The 17,811-nt window shown below is 63.5% G+C and carries 18 protein-coding genes; 11 read left to right on the plus strand and 7 right to left on the minus strand.

Annotated features, from left to right (window positions below; translation table 11 throughout):
* Positions 1 to 115: 115 nt before the first annotated feature.
* The 5 genes from OO12_RS11370 (at position 116) to OO12_RS11390 (ending at position 4,776) form a co-directional block, all read left to right on the plus strand.
* On the plus strand, positions 116 to 1,423 hold the full coding sequence (locus OO12_RS11370; RefSeq protein ID WP_034158803.1) for a pyruvate dehydrogenase complex dihydrolipoamide acetyltransferase: 1,308 nt from the start codon (positions 116 to 118) through the stop codon (positions 1,421 to 1,423).
* A 4-nt stretch (positions 1,424 to 1,427) separates the two neighbouring features.
* The gene (locus OO12_RS11375; RefSeq protein ID WP_034158804.1) at positions 1,428 to 1,652 is read left to right on the plus strand and encodes a hypothetical protein; all 225 of its coding nucleotides are present in this window, start codon (positions 1,428 to 1,430) and stop codon (positions 1,650 to 1,652) included.
* The gene (locus OO12_RS11380; protein WP_034158805.1) at positions 1,645 to 2,025 is read left to right on the plus strand and encodes an acyl-CoA thioesterase; all 381 of its coding nucleotides are present in this window, start codon (positions 1,645 to 1,647) and stop codon (positions 2,023 to 2,025) included. Before OO12_RS11375 ends, OO12_RS11380 begins: the two co-directional genes overlap by 8 nt.
* Before the next feature lie 10 nt (positions 2,026 to 2,035).
* Positions 2,036 to 3,430 (plus strand): dihydrolipoyl dehydrogenase, encoded by a 1,395-nt coding sequence (gene lpdA / locus OO12_RS11385; RefSeq protein WP_034158806.1) that lies wholly within the window; start codon positions 2,036 to 2,038, stop codon positions 3,428 to 3,430.
* Between the two features lie 74 nt (positions 3,431 to 3,504).
* A complete protein-coding gene (locus OO12_RS11390) occupies positions 3,505 to 4,776 on the plus strand; it encodes a Xaa-Pro dipeptidase (RefSeq protein WP_034158807.1) in 1,272 nt (423 codons plus the stop codon).
* On the opposite strand, the gene OO12_RS11395 is transcribed toward OO12_RS11390, so the two are convergent.
* A complete protein-coding gene (locus tag OO12_RS11395) occupies positions 4,769 to 5,233 on the minus strand; it encodes a GFA family protein (RefSeq protein ID WP_034158850.1) in 465 nt (154 codons plus the stop codon). The two genes, OO12_RS11390 and OO12_RS11395, sit on opposite strands and share 8 nt — an antisense overlap.
* A gap of 75 nt (positions 5,234 to 5,308) precedes the next feature.
* On the opposite strand from OO12_RS11395, the gene OO12_RS11400 reads away from it, so the two are divergent.
* Together OO12_RS11400 and OO12_RS11405 are read left to right on the plus strand one after the other, a co-directional pair.
* On the plus strand, positions 5,309 to 5,758 hold the full coding sequence (locus OO12_RS11400; protein WP_052215764.1) for an MAPEG family protein: 450 nt from the start codon (positions 5,309 to 5,311) through the stop codon (positions 5,756 to 5,758).
* A gap of 60 nt (positions 5,759 to 5,818) precedes the next feature.
* Entirely contained in the window at positions 5,819 to 6,853 is a 1,035-nt protein-coding gene (locus tag OO12_RS11405) for an alpha/beta fold hydrolase (protein ID WP_034158808.1), read from the plus strand.
* Here OO12_RS11405 and OO12_RS11410 read toward each other — a convergent pair.
* Both OO12_RS11410 and OO12_RS11415 read right to left on the minus strand, forming a co-directional pair.
* Positions 6,825 to 7,319, minus strand: a complete 495-nt coding sequence (locus OO12_RS11410) for a bactofilin family protein (RefSeq protein ID WP_034158809.1) — start codon at positions 7,317 to 7,319, stop codon at positions 6,825 to 6,827. The two genes, OO12_RS11405 and OO12_RS11410, sit on opposite strands and share 29 nt — an antisense overlap.
* Positions 7,320 to 7,400: 81 nt before the next feature.
* Entirely contained in the window at positions 7,401 to 8,354 is a 954-nt protein-coding gene (locus tag OO12_RS11415) for a hypothetical protein (RefSeq protein ID WP_152616363.1), read from the minus strand.
* Positions 8,355 to 8,926: 572 nt separating this feature from the next.
* Between OO12_RS11415 and OO12_RS11420 the strand changes: the two genes are divergently transcribed.
* From OO12_RS11420 to OO12_RS28005, 4 genes are all read left to right on the plus strand, one after another.
* Positions 8,927 to 12,130: a bifunctional cytochrome P450/NADPH--P450 reductase gene (locus OO12_RS11420; RefSeq protein WP_034158811.1), complete on the plus strand. Its 3,204-nt coding sequence runs from the start codon at positions 8,927 to 8,929 to the stop codon at positions 12,128 to 12,130.
* Between the two features lie 70 nt (positions 12,131 to 12,200).
* On the plus strand, positions 12,201 to 13,772 hold the full coding sequence (locus OO12_RS11425; RefSeq protein ID WP_034158812.1) for a WS/DGAT/MGAT family O-acyltransferase: 1,572 nt from the start codon (positions 12,201 to 12,203) through the stop codon (positions 13,770 to 13,772).
* Positions 13,772 to 14,122: a phasin family protein gene (locus tag OO12_RS11430; RefSeq protein ID WP_034158852.1), complete on the plus strand. Its 351-nt coding sequence runs from the start codon at positions 13,772 to 13,774 to the stop codon at positions 14,120 to 14,122. The genes OO12_RS11425 and OO12_RS11430 overlap by 1 nt, the downstream gene beginning before the upstream one ends.
* Positions 14,123 to 14,333: 211 nt before the next feature.
* Complete coding sequence (locus tag OO12_RS28005) at positions 14,334 to 14,837, plus strand: hypothetical protein (protein ID WP_152616364.1); 504 nt, start codon at positions 14,334 to 14,336, stop codon at positions 14,835 to 14,837.
* A 118-nt stretch (positions 14,838 to 14,955) separates the two neighbouring features.
* Here OO12_RS28005 and OO12_RS11435 read toward each other — a convergent pair whose 3' ends face one another.
* From OO12_RS11435 to OO12_RS11450, 4 genes are read right to left on the minus strand one after another with little or no spacing between them, the layout of a single operon-like run.
* Entirely contained in the window at positions 14,956 to 15,750 is a 795-nt protein-coding gene (locus OO12_RS11435; RefSeq protein ID WP_034158813.1) for an esterase/lipase family protein, read from the minus strand.
* A gap of 51 nt (positions 15,751 to 15,801) precedes the next feature.
* Positions 15,802 to 16,338: a GNAT family N-acetyltransferase gene (locus OO12_RS11440; protein ID WP_034158814.1), complete on the minus strand. Its 537-nt coding sequence runs from the start codon at positions 16,336 to 16,338 to the stop codon at positions 15,802 to 15,804.
* Entirely contained in the window at positions 16,335 to 17,408 is a 1,074-nt protein-coding gene (locus tag OO12_RS11445) for an alpha/beta fold hydrolase (protein WP_034158815.1), read from the minus strand. The genes OO12_RS11440 and OO12_RS11445 overlap by 4 nt, the downstream gene beginning before the upstream one ends.
* A gap of 16 nt (positions 17,409 to 17,424) precedes the next feature.
* Entirely contained in the window at positions 17,425 to 17,784 is a 360-nt protein-coding gene (locus tag OO12_RS11450) for a poly(R)-hydroxyalkanoic acid synthase subunit PhaE (RefSeq protein ID WP_160296787.1), read from the minus strand.
* Positions 17,785 to 17,811: the final 27 nt, after the last annotated feature.

A 17,811-nucleotide genomic window follows, 5' to 3' on the forward strand; every position in this document is an offset into this window, starting at 1 on the left:
CTGGCGCTCAGATCATGCGGTCGGCACCATTTGTGCGCACGCTCGGTCTTGACCGGAGCCATGCCGGGGGCGAAGGAAACGGGCCGCTACGGATTCGGTCAGAGGACGCTACCTGATGCCCATCGAGATCAAGATGCCCGCTTTGTCGCCAACGATGGAGGAGGGCACACTCGCCAAATGGCTGATCAAGGAGGGCGACACGGTCAAATCAGGCGACTTGATGGCCGAGATCGAGACCGACAAGGCGACGATGGAGTTCGAAGCGGTCGATGAAGGCGTGGTCGGCAAGATCCTGATCGCCGAGGGCACCGACAATGTGAAGGTCGGCACGGTCATCGCCACGTTGATCGCCGAGGGCGAAGACGCGAGCGCCGCTGTCGCGACGCCGGCTCCCAAGGCGGAAGCCAAGGCCGAACCCGCACCCGAACCGAAGGCGGAAGCCAAACCCGCGCCTGAAGTCGCGGCACCGGCCCCTTCGTCTGCCCCCGCTAAAACCGAGGGTGAGCGCGTCAAGGCGAGCCCGCTGGCACGGCGCATCGCGGCGGAAAAGGGCATCGAATTGTCGGCGCTCAGCGGTTCCGGCCCAAACGGGCGGATCGTCAAGGCTGATCTGGACGGCGCCAAGGCCGGTGCCGCACCCGTCGCCAGGGCGGAAACGCCGGCTGCCGCCGCACCTGCCCCTGAGGGAACGCCAGCACCGGTCGCTGCGGCCAAGCCCGCTGCTATCCCGGACATTCCGCACGAAGCGGTCAAGCTGTCGAATGTGCGCAAGACGATCGCGCGTCGCCTGACCGAATCGAAGCAGACCGTTCCGCATATCTATCTGACGCTCGATATCCGGCTCGACGCACTGCTCAAACTGCGCGCCGATCTCAATGCGGCGCTTGAGCCGCGCGGCGTGAAACTGTCGGTCAACGATTTGCTGATCAAGGCGCTTGCGGTGTCGCTGATGCGCGTGCCCAAGTGCAACGTGATGTTCACCGGCGATCAGTTGATCACCTTCGCGCGCGCCGACATCTCGGTCGCGGTCAGTGCGCCGTCGGGCCTGATCACGCCGATCATCACGCATGCCGATACCAAGGCGATCTCCGCCATCTCGACCGAGATGAAGGACCTAGCCGGCCGCGCCCGCGAACAGAAGCTCAAGCCCGAGGAATATCAGGGCGGCACCGCCAGCCTCAGCAATATGGGCATGTTCGGGATCAAGCAGTTCGAGGCCGTGATCAACCCGCCCCAGGGCATGATCATGGCGATCGGCGCGGGCGAGAAGCGGCCCTATATCATCGACGACGCGCTTGGCATCGCCACGGTGATGTCGGCGACCGGCAGCTTCGACCACCGCGCGATCGACGGCGCGGACGGCGCGGAACTGATGCAGGCGTTCAAGGCTTTGGTGGAGTCGCCCCTTGCTATGGTTGCTTAAAGGCATGACGCGGACGCTCGTTGAGCTTCTGCATATCGTGGCGGGCGTCGTGGCCACGGCGTTCATCGCATCGCTCGCGGTATGGGCGGTGCCGGTCGCCGGGCGGACGATCTGGTGGGTGGCCTATTTCTCGATGCTCGCCGTCGTCTTCATGGGCATTCGCCCGCTCCGCATGGCCTGGAAGACCGATCGCGCCCGCCGCAACACGCCGCCGACCGCGGATGAGTGAGACCCTGCCCACGGGCGCACCGGCGATCCGGGCGACCGGCATGGCGGCGGACGCCAATCCATATGGCAAGATCTTCGTCGGCTGGCTGATGGGTCAGATGGCGCTTGCTGCGGGATCGGTCGCGTCGCGCCATTGCCGTGGGCGTGCGCCGGTGGTCGCGGCGGACGGCTTCAGTTTCACCGCCCCGGTGTCGATCGGCGACGAAGTATCGTTCTTCGCCGAGATCGTTGCGACCGGGCGGACATCGATGACCGTCGCGGTCGAGGTGTGGCGGCGCGATCGGCATGGCGAAGGCGCCGCCCGGGCCGCCAAGGGCAGTTTCACCCTGGTTTCGATGGGGGAGGACGACCGGCCTTCTCCGCTTGTTGCATAAGGAAATATGCGTGGCTGATACCTACGACCTGATCATTCTCGGCTCCGGCCCCGGCGGCTATGTCGCGGCGATCCGCGCGGCGCAGCTCGGCCTGAAGACCGCGATCGTCGAGCGCGAGCGGCTCGGCGGCATTTGCCTCAACTGGGGCTGCATCCCGACCAAGGCGCTGCTGCGCACCTCGGAAATCTATCACTACATCACGCATGCCGCCGATTATGGCCTGAGCGTGGAAAAGCCCGGCTTCGACCTGACCAAGATCGTTGAGCGAAGCCGCAAGGTCGCCGGCCAGCTCAACATGGGCGTCAAGGGTCTGATGAAGAAGAACAAGGTGACCGTGGTCGAGGGCACCGGCACACTCACTGGGAAAGGCAAGCTCTCGGTCAAGCAGGGCGACAAGGTAACCGAGCTGGAGGCGAAGAACATCATCGTCGCGACCGGTGCGCGTGCGCGCGACCTGCCGTTCGCCAAGGCCGATGGCAAGCGCATCTGGACCTATCGCCATGCGATGGTGCCGGAGGAGATGCCGACCAAGCTGCTGGTCATCGGATCGGGCGCGATCGGTGTCGAATTCGCGAGCTTCTACAATGATATGGGCGCCGATGTGACGATCGTGGAAATGCTGCCGCGGGTGGTGCCGGTCGAGGACGAGGAAGTCAGCGCTTTCATGGAAAAGGCGCTCACCAAGCAGGGCATCAAGATCCTGACCAGCGCCGGGATCGAGAAACTCGAGACCGGGGCCAAAGGCGTCACCGCCTCGATCAAGGGTAAGGACGGCAAGGTCGAGACGGCCGAGTTCAGCCATGCGATCGTCGCGATCGGCATTGTGCCCAATACCGAGGAAATCGGGCTTGAGGCGCTCGGCGTCGAGACCGATCGCGGGCATATCAAGACCGACGGCTATGGCCGCACCAATGTCGAGGGGCTGTTCGCGATCGGCGACGTGACGGGCCCGCCCTGGCTGGCGCACAAGGCGAGCCATGAGGGCGTGGTCTGCGTCGAGGCGATCGCCGGGCAGAAGCCGCATCCGTTCGAGACCTGGAATATTCCGGGCTGCACCTATTCGCGCCCGCAGGTCGCCTCGGTTGGCTTTACCGAGGCTAAGGCCAAGGAAGCCGGGTATGAGGTGAAGGTCGGCAAATTCCCCTTTATCGGCAATGGCAAGGCGATCGCGCTGGGCGAGGCCGAAGGATTCGTGAAAACGGTGTTCGACGCGAAGACCGGCGAACTGCTCGGTGCGCATATGGTTGGTGCGGAAGTGACCGAGCTGATCCAGGGCTATGTCATCGCGCGGCAGCTCGAGACAACCGAGGCGGAATTGATGGAGACGGTGTTCGCGCATCCGACCATTTCGGAAACGATGCACGAAAGCGTGCTCGGCGCATACGGACGCATGCTGCATATGTGACACGGCGCTGGACAGCGCCGCGCCGCGCGACGACAAGGTTGCGCAATCATAATCAGGGTTTTTTGGGGGACGCGATGGGCATGTTGAAATATCTTGGTGCGGCGATGCTCGCGCTGGCATCGGCTCCGGCAGCCGCTGACACGGTGGTCGTCACCGCTGACAAGATGGTCGACGTGCTGACCGGCAAGGTGATCGAAAGCCCGGCGGTGTTCATCGAGAATGGGCGCATCACCAGCATCGTCGATTCGCGCACCGTCAGCTGGGACGGCAAGGCCGTCAGGCACATCAACCTGGCCGGGAAGACAATCCTGCCCGGCCTTATCGATATGCATGTCCATCTCACCGCGCTCGCCGAAATCGGCGGCTATCGCGGCCTGCAATATACCGACAGCTTCTGGAGCGCGGTCGCTGTCGCCAATGCCAGGAAGACGCTCGCGGCGGGCTTCACCTCGGTGCGCAATGTCGGCTCGGCCGGTTTCCAGGATGTTGGCCTTCGCGAGGCGATCGATGGCGGCTGGGTGCAGGGTCCGCGCATCACCACCGCGGCTTATGCGATCGGCGCGACCGGCGGGCATTGCGACGACAATAGCCTGCCGCCCTCGCTCGACCGGCAGCAACCCTCGGTGATCAACACGCCCGAGGAAGCGCGCGCGAAGGTGCGCTGGCTGCACAAATATGGCGCGCAAGTGATCAAGATCTGCGCCACCGGCGGCGTCTTCTCGCTTGGCGACAGCGTCGGTGGGCAGCAGCTGACCGTCGAAGAGATGAAGGCGATCGCCGACGAGGCGCATATGCTGCATTTGAAGGTCGCGGCGCATGCGCATGGCGATGAAGGTATTCGCGCGGCGATCCTCGCCGGGATCGACACGATCGAGCATTGCAGCCTGGCTTCGGACGAGACGATCAAGCTCGCCGTGCAGCACCACACCTGGTTCGACATGGATATTTATAACGACGATTATATCCTCGCGACCGGCACCAGCAACGGCACCGAGCAGGAAAGCCTCGACAAGGAAAAGGCGATTGGCCTGAAGCAGCGCCAGACCTTCCAGCGCGCGGTGAAGGCGGGTGTGCCGATGCTGTTCGGCACGGACGCCGGGGTCTATCCGCATGGCGACAATGGCAGGCAATTCGCCAAGATGGTCGAATGGGGCATGACTCCGCTCCAGGCGATCCGTGCCGCCACCTCCGACGCGGCCGAGGCGCTGGGCAAGACCGGCGATGTCGGCGCGATCGCGGTCGGGCGCTATGGCGACATCGTTGCGGTGGACGGCGATCCCTTGAAAGATGTGCGCGTGCTTGAAAAGGTCAGCGCGGTGGTCAAGGGCGGCGAACTGGTCAAGTGACGCGGATCGTCGCGGCATATTCGGCGACGATCGGCTGATACCGCTCCATGTCGGGGAAGGTCGCGAAGCTGTGCGTGGCGGGCGTCTTCACCCAGGGCAGCGCCTCGTTGGTATAGGTTTCGACAAATGGCACGAACCAGCTCGGGTCGTCGAGCATGGTCGCACGGACATTGACGAAGCCCATATCCGGCTCGACCCGGGTGAAGACCCAGCTCTTGCACCAGTCGCAATGATGGTGCTTCGCCTGATCGCCGTGCAGGCCGCCGATCACCGCCTCGCCCCTGGTGACCGTGAAGCCGTTGCTGGGTACGCAAACCGTGGTGGAAAAGGCGCTGCCGCTCATCTTCTGGCAGCCGGTGCAATGGCATAGCGCGGTGAACAGCGGCGGGCGCGTGATGCTGAAGCGCAGCCGGTCGCAGCGGCAGCCGCCATTCATCGGCAGGGTCAGGTCAGTCATGGTGGGCACTCCTTTCGCGCTGGACAGATCGGTCGACGGACGGAACAAGAGCGTCGTAACGGGGGAGATGGTGGCATGACGGTGATCGCAATTCTATGGCCGACCTTCGCGCTGGTCACGCTGGTGGTGGTCGTCTGGTTCACCATGGTCGTGCAGCGGCTGGGTCATATCAAGCGCAACCCGCCAAGCGCGCGCGACTTTGCCGATGGCGAATCCGCGCTGCGTTATTTCCGTCCGGTGGAAATGCCCACCCATAACTTTGCCAATCTGTTCGAAATGCCGGTGCTGTTCTTCGCGCTGATCCCGTTGCTGATGATCACGCATCAGGCGAACCATATTCAGGTCATTCTTGCCTGGGCCTATGTCGTGCTGCGCGCGATTCACAGCTTCATCCATATCGGTCCAAAAAAGGTCCGGCCGCGTTTCATGGTCTATCTCCTTTCCTGCGCGGTGCTGATGGCGATGTGGATCGGCTTCTTCGTCGACATGCTGACCGCGGCGAACACCCTGTCGACCATCGGCTGACGCGATCGCGGATGACGGCGCTGTCAGCATGCGGTATCATATGCTGGGAGTGGGGGACGAATGATGGGGATTTCGAGGCTGTTATCGGCTTTCGTTACGGCAATCGCGCTGGTCGGCGCGGCCGATGCGCCGCCCTTGCCGGTGGTGCGCGATCTGGGCGCCAACCTCGAGCGGTTCGATTATCCCTGGCCGGTCCAGATCATGACCGTCGATGTCATTGGCCAGCCGGCCAGGATGGCGTTCATGGACGTCGCCGCCGAGCGGCCCAATGGCCGCGCGGTCGTGCTGCTTCACGGCAAGAATTTCTGCGGCGCAACCTGGGAGAGCAGCGTGCGATCGCTGACTCGCGCCGGGTACCGCGTGCTGATCCCGGATCAGATCGGCTTCTGCAAATCCTCCAAGCCGCGCGCCGCACAATATAGCCTGGAGATGATGGCGACGTTGACTCGCCGGCTGATGGAATCGCGCGGTATCAGCCGCGCCTCGATCGTCGGGCATTCGATGGGCGGGATGCTCGCGATGCGCTTCGCGATCATGTTCCCGGCTAGCGTCGACCGGCTGGTGCTGGTCAACCCGCTTGGCCTCAAGGACAGCAGCGAGGAAGGGCTCGGCTATGCCGATGTCGATACTTTATGGGCAAGCGAGCGAAAGACCGACTTCGCGTCGATCAAGGCCTATCAGCTGATCAATTATTATCACGGGACCTGGAAGCCGGCCTATGACCGCTGGGTGTGGATGCTCGCCGGCATGTATCAGGGCGCGGGGCGCGATACGGTAGCGCTGGCGCAGGCCAAGGCCAGCGAGATGATCTACACCCAAACGGTGGCGCATGAGCTGGAGCGGATCACGTCACCGACCACCTTGATCGTCGGCACGCTCGACAAGACCGCGTTCGGGCGGCAGCGCGCCCCGGCATCGCTGCAGCAATTCATGCAGGCAATCCCGCAGGCCGCGCCGGCGGCGATGCGGCGCATGAAGAACGCCGTTTTGATCCGGCTCGACGGCCTTGGTCATTCGCCCCAGATCGAAGCGCCCGAACGCTTCGATCCGGTGCTGCTGGAGGCGGTCAGGCCGCTGCCGCGTCGGTCGAACTGACGAAGAGCTCCTCGGTGCTCGGCGCGCTGATCAGGATCGGCGCGGATGGCGTGGCGCGGAGGCCCGCATCGATGTTGACATGCTTCAGGCGGCCGTCGATCGACGCGCCATTCTCGATCGAAATGGTTTCATATTCGACGTCGCCAGTGATGCGCGCGGCCCGCTCGACGGTCAGCTGACGCACCGAGACCGCGCCATCGATCGTGCCGGCGAGCCGCGCGGTTTCGGCCTTCACCAGGCCGGTGATGCGGCTTTCGGTACCTTGCACCAAGCCACCGCAATCGACATCGCCCACAACCCGGCCCTCGATATGGAGGTCCGCTGTGGCCGCGATGTTGCCGGTGATGACCACATCGGCGCCGATCACCGAAAACATGCCGCGCTTGCCCCCCGGGGCTTGCGACTGCGCTGCCGATGGCAGGGCCGAATTGCTGTTGTCACGCCCACGATTACCGCTGTTGAACATCGAATCGAATCCCCGCTGTCGAATCCACGAATCACGTAATTTGCCTATCATAAATTCCCGCTCTCCCCGCAGCGCAGATCGTTAGACCGTGCGTGCGATCAGAGGATTGTCGTTTGCCGCGGATTTGAGCAGCGGGCGGGCGAGTTGAACGGTCGCCGCGATCATCGCGATCGCGCCCAACAGCGGCAGTGCACCGATGCCGCTGATGGCGCCGATGATGCCAAGCGTCGATCCGATCTGGACCAGCATGACGATGCAAATGCTGGTCCGATCGCGCGCGACGAGCGCCATGACCAGAGCTAGGACGCCGGCGAGGAAGAAATGGCCTTCATGCATGCCGGGTAGCAGGCCAGCGGTCAGCAGGGTGGAGAGCAGGGCCGCGGAGATCATCTTGCGGTCGGTTAACGGCTGCACCGAGAAATGCGCGACATACGCAAAGCTTGCACCGATCGCGGCGGCGCAGGCGAGCCCGAGCAGCGTCACGCCGCCCAGCGGCAATATCTGCACGATCGCCCAGATATTCGGCGCATTGAACGACAGGGCATCGCGCCCATCGCCGCGCTGCAGATAGGGGATCGCACAATCGACCAGGGGCTGGCCAACCGCCCAACTGGGCAACATCACCGCAATGGCCGTCAGCGGCGCCACTGGCCACAGGCGCATCGGTGTCCGGCGATTGATCAGCAAGGCGAGGAAGAAAGGGGCGATCAGAAGCGCTTGTCCATCGAAGCCCAGAGCCAGGCCAAACCAGACGAGCGTCGAGACAGGACGGCGCTGAACGGCGGCCGCGAGCGCCATGACGATCGGTACGGCGCCCAGTGTATCGCATTGGCCCATCAGCCCGGCACCGAGCGCGACGGCGGGGAGCGCGAAGATCAGCGCTGCCGCGCGGTCCGCGTCGATGACGCCAAGCAGACGCAACAGATGGCGCGCGGCAAGTGCCAGCCCGGCTGTACCGGCCAGCGACAACAGTCCGGTCACTGTCACACCACTTCCGGTCGCCAACCATGGCGCGAGCATCAGAAGCGCCGACACCGCCAGGGTCGTCGCGACATGCGGCAATCGTATCGATGGGGAGGGAGACCAAAATCGGCCGGAGATCGACATGACATGCCCTGTCGCACAACCCGAGTTGAAGGCGTGTTAAGCGCGCCACGCAAATATCGGGCGATTGGATATTTTAGCGCTTCGTTTCGGCTCATCGACGGGTTAGGCTCGGTTGGTCCCGGAAAAAGGGGCGATCACCGGCAACGTCCGGACACACTGGGAAGGGGCTCCGTGGCAGAATCAACAAAAATGGCCCCAAGGCTTGGCCTTTTCCAAAGGCTCGCATGCGCGCTGGGTCATCATCATCGCGACGGCAATAATGTTCGCCGTGTGCAGAAGATGTGGCGCAGCGTATGCATCGGATGTGGGGCGAGCATGGTAAAAACCGAAGACGGCTGGGTACGTCGGATCGACATGCCAGGGGCCGATACGTCGACCAAGGCCGGCGAGCACGGGCTCTGACGCCCGTCATTTGCGAAGAGCCCGGTAATATTCGGCCCCTGCGGTTGCGCGGCGCAGCGGCCTGTGTTGAGGTATGCCAGAATAGACGGAGGTGATGGATGGCGACAGCTCCAGCAGTCGGCCAGGGCTCGACGGTACCGTCGCCGCCGGGGCTGCCGGTCGTCGGACATCTTCACCAGATCGCGCGTTCGGGACTGATCGGCTATCTGCTGCGCATCAGTCGTGAATTTCCAAACGGCATCTTCAAGCTGAAATTCGGCAGCCGGGTCGGGCTGTTCGTCACCAGCCCCGATCTGGTCGCCGAATTGTGCGACGAGACGCGTTTCCGCAAAATGCCGGGGCCTGGCTTGCGTGTGGTGCGTAAATTCGCCGGCGATGGGCTGTTCACCGCATTCAGTGAAGAACCCAATTGGGGCAAGGCGCACCGCATCCTGCTCCCGGCATTCAGCCAGCGCGCGATGCGTGGTTATTACGACATGATGCTCGAAGTCGCCGACCAGATGGTGGCGAAATGGACCCGGCTCTCGGGCACCGATGTGCTGGTCGCCGACGACATGACTCGCTTCACGCTCGATTCGATCGCGATCGCCGGATTCGGGCATCGCTTCGACAGTTTCGAGAAGGAGGAACTCGACAGTTTTCTCGAGGCGCTGGCGCGGGTGTTGGGCGAATCGCTCAACATGATCACGCGGATGCCGATCCAGCAGCGCTTCGCAAAAAAAGCCGAGCGGCAATATGAGGCCGACATTGCCGAGATGAATGCACTGGTCGACGGCATCATTGCCGAGCGACGCAAGAATCCGAATGACGGGAAGGATCTGCTCAACCTGATGGTCAGTGCGATCGACCCGGAAACGGGCGAGGGCCTGGACGATATCAATATCCGCTATCAGGTGCTGACCTTCCTGATCGCCGGGCATGAGACGACCTCGGGCCTGCTGACCTTTGCTCAGCATCTGCTGCTGCGTCATCCGCATGTGCTGGCGCAGGCCTATGCCGAGGTCGACCGCGTGCTGCCGGGCGACAAGCGTCCCGATTACAGCGACATCGCCAGGCTGGACGTGATCGAGCGCATCCTGAAGGAAGCAATGCGTCTCTGGCCGACCGCGCCCGCCTTTACGCTGGCTCCTTACGAAGACGAGGTGATCGGCGGCCGTTACACGGTGCGCAAGGACCGCCCGATCAACGTCTTCTCGCCCGGGCTGCATCGCGACACCAGCGTGTGGGGAGATCCCGACGAGTTCGATATCGACCGCTGGCTGCCGGAGGTCGAGGCGGCGCGGCACCCGCATGCCTATAAGCCGTTCGGGAATGGCGAGCGCGCCTGTATCGGTCGGCAGTTCGCCATGGTCGAGGCGAAGATGGCGCTGGCGATGATCCTGCAGAAGTTCGCGATCAGCGATCCGCACAATTATCGGCTGCGCATCAAGGAGACTTTGTCGATCAAGCCCGACGAATTCCACATGCGCGTGCGTCTGCGCCAGCCGCATGAGCGTATTGCGGCAGCGCCTGATCCAGTGGCGGTGAATGAGGATGCGCCGGTTGCGGCGGTCTCGGGCTCGGGTCAGCGTTTCGCGGTGATCTATGGATCGAGCCTAGGGACAGCACGCGACATCGCCGACGAAATCGCCGAGCGCGCCAATCTCGACGGGTTCGAGACGGTGGTGCGGTCGATGGACGAGAGCTTCAAGGGCGGATCGGAGCCCGAGGACAAGGTGATCATCGTGGTCACCGCAACCTATAATGGCCGTGCCCCGGATAGTGCGGTCGAGGTCGAGCGCGGGCTCGATGCCGGCGCGTTCGACGGGGCCGACTGGTCGGGTGCGCGCTTTGCCGTGCTCGGGATCGGCAATTCGCAATGGCCAAATTATCAGAATTTCCCCAAGCGCGTCGATGCGGCGATCGAAGCGGCGGGCGCAACCCGGTTGCTGCCGCGCGCCGAAGCGGACGGGCAGGGGGATTTCGACGGTGCCGTCGCCGCCTTTGTGCGCGATCTGTGGAAGGCGCTGGGTAGCGAGAGCGGCCCGAGCGAAGCGGCCTCGAGCCTGTCGCTGCACGTGGTCGATACGTCCGAGGCGCGCGCCCAGGCCTTGCCCGAACATGCCCAGCGGCTGGAAATCGTCGCCAATGACGAGATGATCCTGCCCGCCAATGGCCTGTGGGACTTCGCCAAGGAGCCGCCCCGGCCCTCGACCCGCTTCATCCGCATTCGCCTGCCCGAGGGGCAGCTTTATCACTGCGGCGATCATGTTGCGGTCTATGCGCGCAACCGCCCGGAACTGGTGACGCGCGCGATCGAACGGCTCGGCCTTGCTGGCGCCGCGCAACTGCGGGTGGACGGACAGGGTGGGCGGTTCAAGCATCTGCCGCTCGGTCAGACCGTGACGGTGCGGCAATTGCTGACCGATTTCGTCGAACTGTCCGACCCGCTGCCCAGGCGCGCGCTCGGTGTAATCGCCGCGCAGACGCGCTGTCCGAACACCAGGCGCGAACTGGCAGCACTTGAGGAGACTTATGATGTGGAGGTCGCGGGCAAAAGGCTGACATTGCTCGACTTGCTCGCTCATCATCCGGCTGCCGAATTGTCGCTCGATAGTCTGGTCGAACTATCGGCGGCGATCGCCCCACGTTTCTATTCGATCGCGTCGAGTCCGCTGGTCGATCCACATGTCGCCGATCTGATCGTCGGTACGATGGCGGCCCCGGCCTGGTCGGGGCTTGGCGAGCATCGCGGGTTCGCCAGTGGCTATATGCAGAATGTCGCGGCGGGCGATCATGTGTTCGGCTATGTCCGGCGGCCCAATCCGCCCTTCGCGCCGCCGGCCGATCCGGGTGTGCCGATGATCCTGATCGGTCCCGGCACCGGCTTCGCGCCGCTGCGCGGCTTCATCCAGGAACGCAGCAGCCAGAAGGCGGCGGGCGAAGGTGTCGCGCAAAGCCTGTTGTTCTTCGGCTGTCGTCATCCTGATCATGACTGGTTCTGCCGCAACGAGGTCGAGGCCTGGGCGAAGGACGGCGTGATCGATCCCTATCTCGCTTTCTCCGCGGTCGAGAGCCATCCATGGAAGTTCGTGCAGGACGCGCTGTGGGCGGAACAGGAGCGCGTGTGGGCCGCGATTCAAGCCGGCGCGCATATCTATCTGTGCGGCGATGGGCGTTTCATGGCGCCGGCGGTGCGCGACACGCTGATCCGGATCCAGATGCAGCAGATCGGCGACGAACATGCGCAAGGATCGGAATGGCTTGAGACTTTGATCGAGGACGGGCGTTTTCATCAGGATGTGTTCGGGTTCGGCAAATGATGCCGGACGGAGGAAGGCGTGAGTTGAATTTATAATCGCACCGCAAAGCGGGCTGAACGGGGAGAGAAGGATGCTTCAACTATCGGGCCAGGACGCCTCGTTCGTTTATCTGGAAACGCCGCATACACCGATGCATATCGGGTCGGTCGGCATCTACGACCCATCGACCGCGCCGGGCGGGTTCGTGCGTTTCAAGGATGTGCTGAGCTTCATCGAGAGCCGACTGGGTGGCGCGCGCAGTTTCCGCCAGCGGCTGGTGCGGGTGCCGTTCGATCTCGATCATCCTTACTGGATCGAGGATCCCGAGTTCGACATCGAATTCCATGTCCGCCACATCGCCTTGCCCAAGCCCGGTGACTGGCGGCAATTGTGCATCCAGGTCGCGCGATTGCATTCGCGCCCGATGGACCTGAGCAAGCCGCTGTGGGAATTCACTGTGGTCGAGGGGCTCGACAATGTCGAAGGCTTGCCGCCCGGATGTTTCGCACTGGTCTCCAAGGTCCATCATGCCGCGATCGACGGCATGTCGGGGGTTGAGATGTCGGCCGCGGTGCATGATCTCGACGCCAGCATGAAGCCGCCGGAAAAGGCCGATGAATGGCAGCCCGAGAATATGCCTAATGTCGCCGATTTGCTGACACGCAGCTATTTCAATTCGCTGCGTCAGCCGATGCGCGTGATGGAGACGATCGGCCGGTCGTTGCCCGGCATGGCCAAACTCGCCGCGACGGTGAGCAAGGGCGATGTCAGCATCGCCAACACCAAGATGGCGCCGAAGACGCGTTTCAACGGCAAGGTGTCGGCGCACCGCGTGTGGGACGCGGTGCCGTTCAAGCTCGCCGATATTCGCGCGATGAAGGAAGCGGTGGCCGATGCGACGGTCAATGACGTGATCCTCGCGATCGTCGGCGGGGGCCTCAGGCAATATCTCGACGACAAGGGCGAACTGCCCAAGGAATCGCTGACCGCGATGGCGCCGATCTCGGTGCGTGGCGAGGGCGAGAAGGCGGCGTTGGGCAATCTCGTCTCGGCGATGGTCATCCCGCTCGGTACGCATATCGCCGACCCGATGGAGCGGCTGCAATATGTCCATGACCAGGCGGTCAATTCCAAGGCGATGACCAATGCGGTCGGCGCCCGCACGCTGGCCGATTACAGCCAGCTGATCCCGTCCGGCCTCGCCGGGCTGGCGGCGCGGCTCTACACGCGGGTCGGGGCGGCCAACACGCATGCGCCGGTGTTCAACACGGTGGTTACCAATGTTCCGGGCAGCCGCGTGCCGATGTATTTCTGTGGCGCGCGGATGGTCGCGATGTACGGCACAGCGCCGGTGTTCGATTCGATGGGGCTGATCAATCCGGTCTATTCCTATGGCGACACGATTGCCGTGTCGTTCACGTGCGACCGCAATATGATGCCCGATCCCGAGAATTATGCGGCGGCGCTGCGATCCTCATTTGAGACGCTGAAGGCGGCGACCGTTGCAACGCCGGCGGGCAAGCCGAAGCCGGCCCCGGCGGCGGCCAGGCCCAAAGCAGCCGCCAAACCCAAGGCTGCGAAACCCGCTACCCCCAGGAAAACCGCGGCGAAACAGACCGCACCCGGCCGGAAACCGGCAGTCCGCAAGCAAGGAGCAAAATGATGGTCGATAAGAAGAGCACCGCCGACAAGGTCAAGGATACGATCAACGAACGCGTTGTCGACCCGGCGAAAAAGGCCGGCGAGGCGATGCAGTCATCGGGCAAGAAGCTCGCCGAGGGCAGTTCGGCGGTCGGCCTGAAGATGCTCGACCAGGCCGAGGCGAATACGCGTGAGGCATTCGCGGCGATGCGCGCGGCGGCGGGCGCCAAGGATCTGTCCGAGGTGATGAAGATCCAGGGCGATTTCCTGCGCGATCAGGGCAGCCGCAGCATGACGCAGGCGCGCGAGATCGGTGACCTGATCATGCAATTCGGCAAGGACGCGGTCGCGCCGTTGCGCGGCAAGAACTGAACAGCGAAAGTCTGGTGGCCGACCGCGCTTCGCCGAGCGTGGTTGGCCATCCGGTTTTATCATGTGCGACAAGACCTGCCGTGGCGCGGCGATCAATATCCGCCCGCCGGATCGTCGGATTCAATTATGAAAAAAAGTTCATTTGAGTTAATAACATGGCGGGCGCACCTCACCGATGCTGGTTGAAGCCGGCTAATCAAGGAGATGGAAGATGTCATGGTCGACCACCGTCGCAGTCTCGATTGCGGGAAGTCTATTGATACTGGCAAGTCCTGCCTCGGCTGGGGGTAATCCCACCCCGGCGCGGAATTACGATTGCTCCAAGGCCGGAAACGCCAACAAGGCTGCTTGCAAGGGAACGGCGCCAGCCGCTGCGCAACCGGCAAAGCCAGTTGCCGTCGCAAAGCCGAAAGCGGCGCCGGCTGCAACGGCCCCGGCCAAGGTCGCGGCACCCGCTGCCGCGCGGAACTATGACTGCTCGAAACCTGGCAACGCGAACAAAAGCGTCTGCAAGGGCGCTGCGGCGCCCGCCCCGCGTGCCGCTCCGGTAGCCGCCGCAGCGCCGGCAAGGGCCGCTCCCCCACGACCGGCAGTCCAGCACGCCGCACCGGCGCAGCCATCGGGTCGCACGGTCGCCTGGACCACCAAGACCGGCAAGGTCGTGCATTACGACTGCTCAAAGGCCGGGAATCAGAACAAGCAGGCCTGCAAGTAAGACCGGCGCGATCTGGTTTGCCGTGAAGTTAGGCGGGGAGGCCGAAAATGGCCTCCCCGCTGGCTGACATGATCTGCTCGCTGGAGCGGCGAGCCAGATGCGCGGTTCAAATGAGCGGTTATGCGTGCCCGGCGAACGGATACACCAAAGCCTTTAACCCGCTGCGCTCGAACGGGTGCCAGTCACCATCGGCCTGTGCCAACCGGTCGGCGATCGCATAAAGTACCGCAGGATTGACCCCCAGGCCGCAATGGCTGCCATGAACCTGGATGTTGTCGGTCTGCGCATCGCGCGGTTCGATGCAATTCTGCCACGCGACGACGCCATCCTCACGCGTGAAGATCGAGGTCGATGGAACCGGCGGCGGGGCTTCGCTTTCACGCATTTGTGAACGCGCATCATCACCGTCGATCTGATGCCCGGTCAGTATCTGATAGGCGCGCCACGCATTGGTTGCGCGCGGTGATCCGGTGAAGGGCGAGCCGAGTGTAATGACCTGCCGTACTGCGTCGGGCGCGCGGCGGGAAAGCTGGCGTGCCATGACGCCGCCCAGGCTCCAGCCGACGAGGCTGACTTTCTTGCCGGTCAATTCATGGATGGCCTTGAGTCTGGCGAGCAGCTTTTCGCCTTCGCGGCCGATCGCCTTGGGGCCGAGATTGCGGCCGAGTTCCCAGGCATGGGCCTCATAGCCGAGGCCGGTCAGGAACTTGCGCAGCACGGTGGTCGACACATCTGAAGTGACGAAGCCGGGCAGCACCAGCACCGGATGACCGTCGCCACGCGGCGCGGTGGCAAGGATCGGTGCCGCAAAACCAAGCGATCCGAATTCCGCCAAGGCGCGGGGCAGTTCGGTCAGCGCCAGCAGCGCGGAGGGCGCGCGGATCGCCTCCGGGTTATGTGCCTGACTTGCCATCAAATTTCCTTTCCGAGACTCCGGTCTAAATGCGCCGGATGTAGATATTGTTCATTCGTCGAGGCCAAAGGCCCGATGCTGTGCCGCCACGCGCGCAATGTCGTGGCTGAGAATGGCGAGGTCGTGCGGTTTACCCGCGCGGTCGCGGACATGATCGCGCAGCAGCGCTTCGGCGCGAAAACCGAGGCTTTCGAACAGCATGACCGACCCGATCTGGTCGGGAGTCATTTGCGCGGTGAGCTTTTCAAGGCCACGTTCCATTGCCACGCTGTAGATCGCCTCAAGCAGGTCGCGGCCAAGTCCGGCGCCACGCTTACCCGGCGAGACGAGCAAGCGGATCTCGCCGACATGCGCGCTCCAACCAAGCGGATCGCGCACCAGCGCCGCGGTGCCGACGAACTTGCCATCATCCTCGGCGACCAGGCTGTCGATCCAGCCTTCCTCGATCGCGGAAATCCATGCCTCGACGACGCGCGGATGTTTCAGATCGCGGCCGAGGAACAGCAGATCATGTTCGGGCAGGGTCTCGGCAAAGGCGAGCATGGCGTCGCGATCGGCCCCCGCGAACCGGCGGATATGATGGCTCATGTCGATCGCTCCCCCAGCCAGTCGATCAATTTGGGCCATAGACGCTTGATCGCATTGCCCCCAGCGACAAGGCTGACATGCCCGCCCTTCATTGTCACCTGTTCCTTGTCGGTCGAGCCGACCTTTTCGATCAGCGGTGCGGAGGCGGCGGAGGGCACGATATGGTCATGCTCGGCAGTGACGTGCAGGAACGGAGCGGTGATCGCCGACAGGTCGACCGGACGTCCGGCGACGTCCATCGTGTCGTTGTACAGGCGGTTATCCCACATCAGCTTCTTGGTCGTCTCGCGGAAATATTCGCCGGCGAGGGGCAGCGTGTCGCTTGCCCAGCGATCGAACATGCGGAAGGATTTGACGAATTCGTCATTCCACAAATTGTCGAGCAATCGGATATTGCCCGCGATCCGCGCGCCGGGACGCAGCATGTCGAATGCTGTGTAGAGATAATCGGCCGGGCAATTGCCGAACGTGTCGACCAGCTTGTCGACATCGAAGAAACGCTTGTCGGCCCAGGCCTGGAACATCTCCATCTTGGAGAAATCGACCGGCGTGGTGAAGCACACCAGATTCTTCATCGGGGCTTCCGGGTGGAGCGCGGCCCACAGGATCGACAGCACCCCGCCAAAGCAATAGCCGACCAGGCTGAATTCTTCCTCGTCGGTTTCCTCCTGCACGCGGGCGATGGCGGTGGGAATGAAGTCGAGGACATAGTCGGCCAGCGTCAGGCTCTTCTCGTCACGGCGCGGCGGCGTCCAGTCGAGCATGAACACGTCATATCCGGCCCTGAGCAGATATTCGACCAGGCTCTGCCCTGGCACCATGTCGAAGATATAACCGCGATTGGTGGTCGCCATGACCAGCAACAGGGGGACGCGGTACACCTCGTCCGACATCGGGCGATAATGATAGAGGTTCATCGTGCCGCGCTGGATCAGCAGATCCTTGGGGCTCGCGCCAAGCGTCGGGCCGGACGAGGCGAAATATTCCAGCCCCTTGAAATTGCGCTGCAAGGCGCGGTCGAACGCGGTGCGGGCCTGGTCGAACAGGTCGGGGGCGCTCGTCTCGGCCATGGTCAGTCCGGATCGCTCAAGCTTTGGCCGGTGGCTTGCGGGTGCGTTTCGGCTTGGGGCGTTCGGGCGGTTTGATTCCCGCCTGCGCCATCAGCAGCGCCTCGATCCGCCCGACTGTTTCCTCGACACCGCGCAAGCGAGCGGAAAGGTCCTCGACTTCGCTGCGGCTCGGCATGTTGGCGGCGGCGAGTGCCTTGTCCATCATCTGATGCGCGGCGGTCTGCGCATTCATCTGGGCGGTCGTGGCGCCCTGCATCACGCGGGCGAACTCGCCCGACTTCATCACGTCGCCGCCGAACTGGTTGGCCATCGTTTCCCACTGGCCGAGCATTTCGCGCATAAAGGCGGAGGGGTCGGGTGTGGGAGGCAGCGCCATGGCCATATCCTTCACCCGTGACGCGCT

Origin of the sequence: Sphingomonas sp. ERG5, from assembly GCF_000803065.1 — a bacterium.
Classification (GTDB): Bacteria; Pseudomonadota; Alphaproteobacteria; order Sphingomonadales; family Sphingomonadaceae; genus Sphingomonas.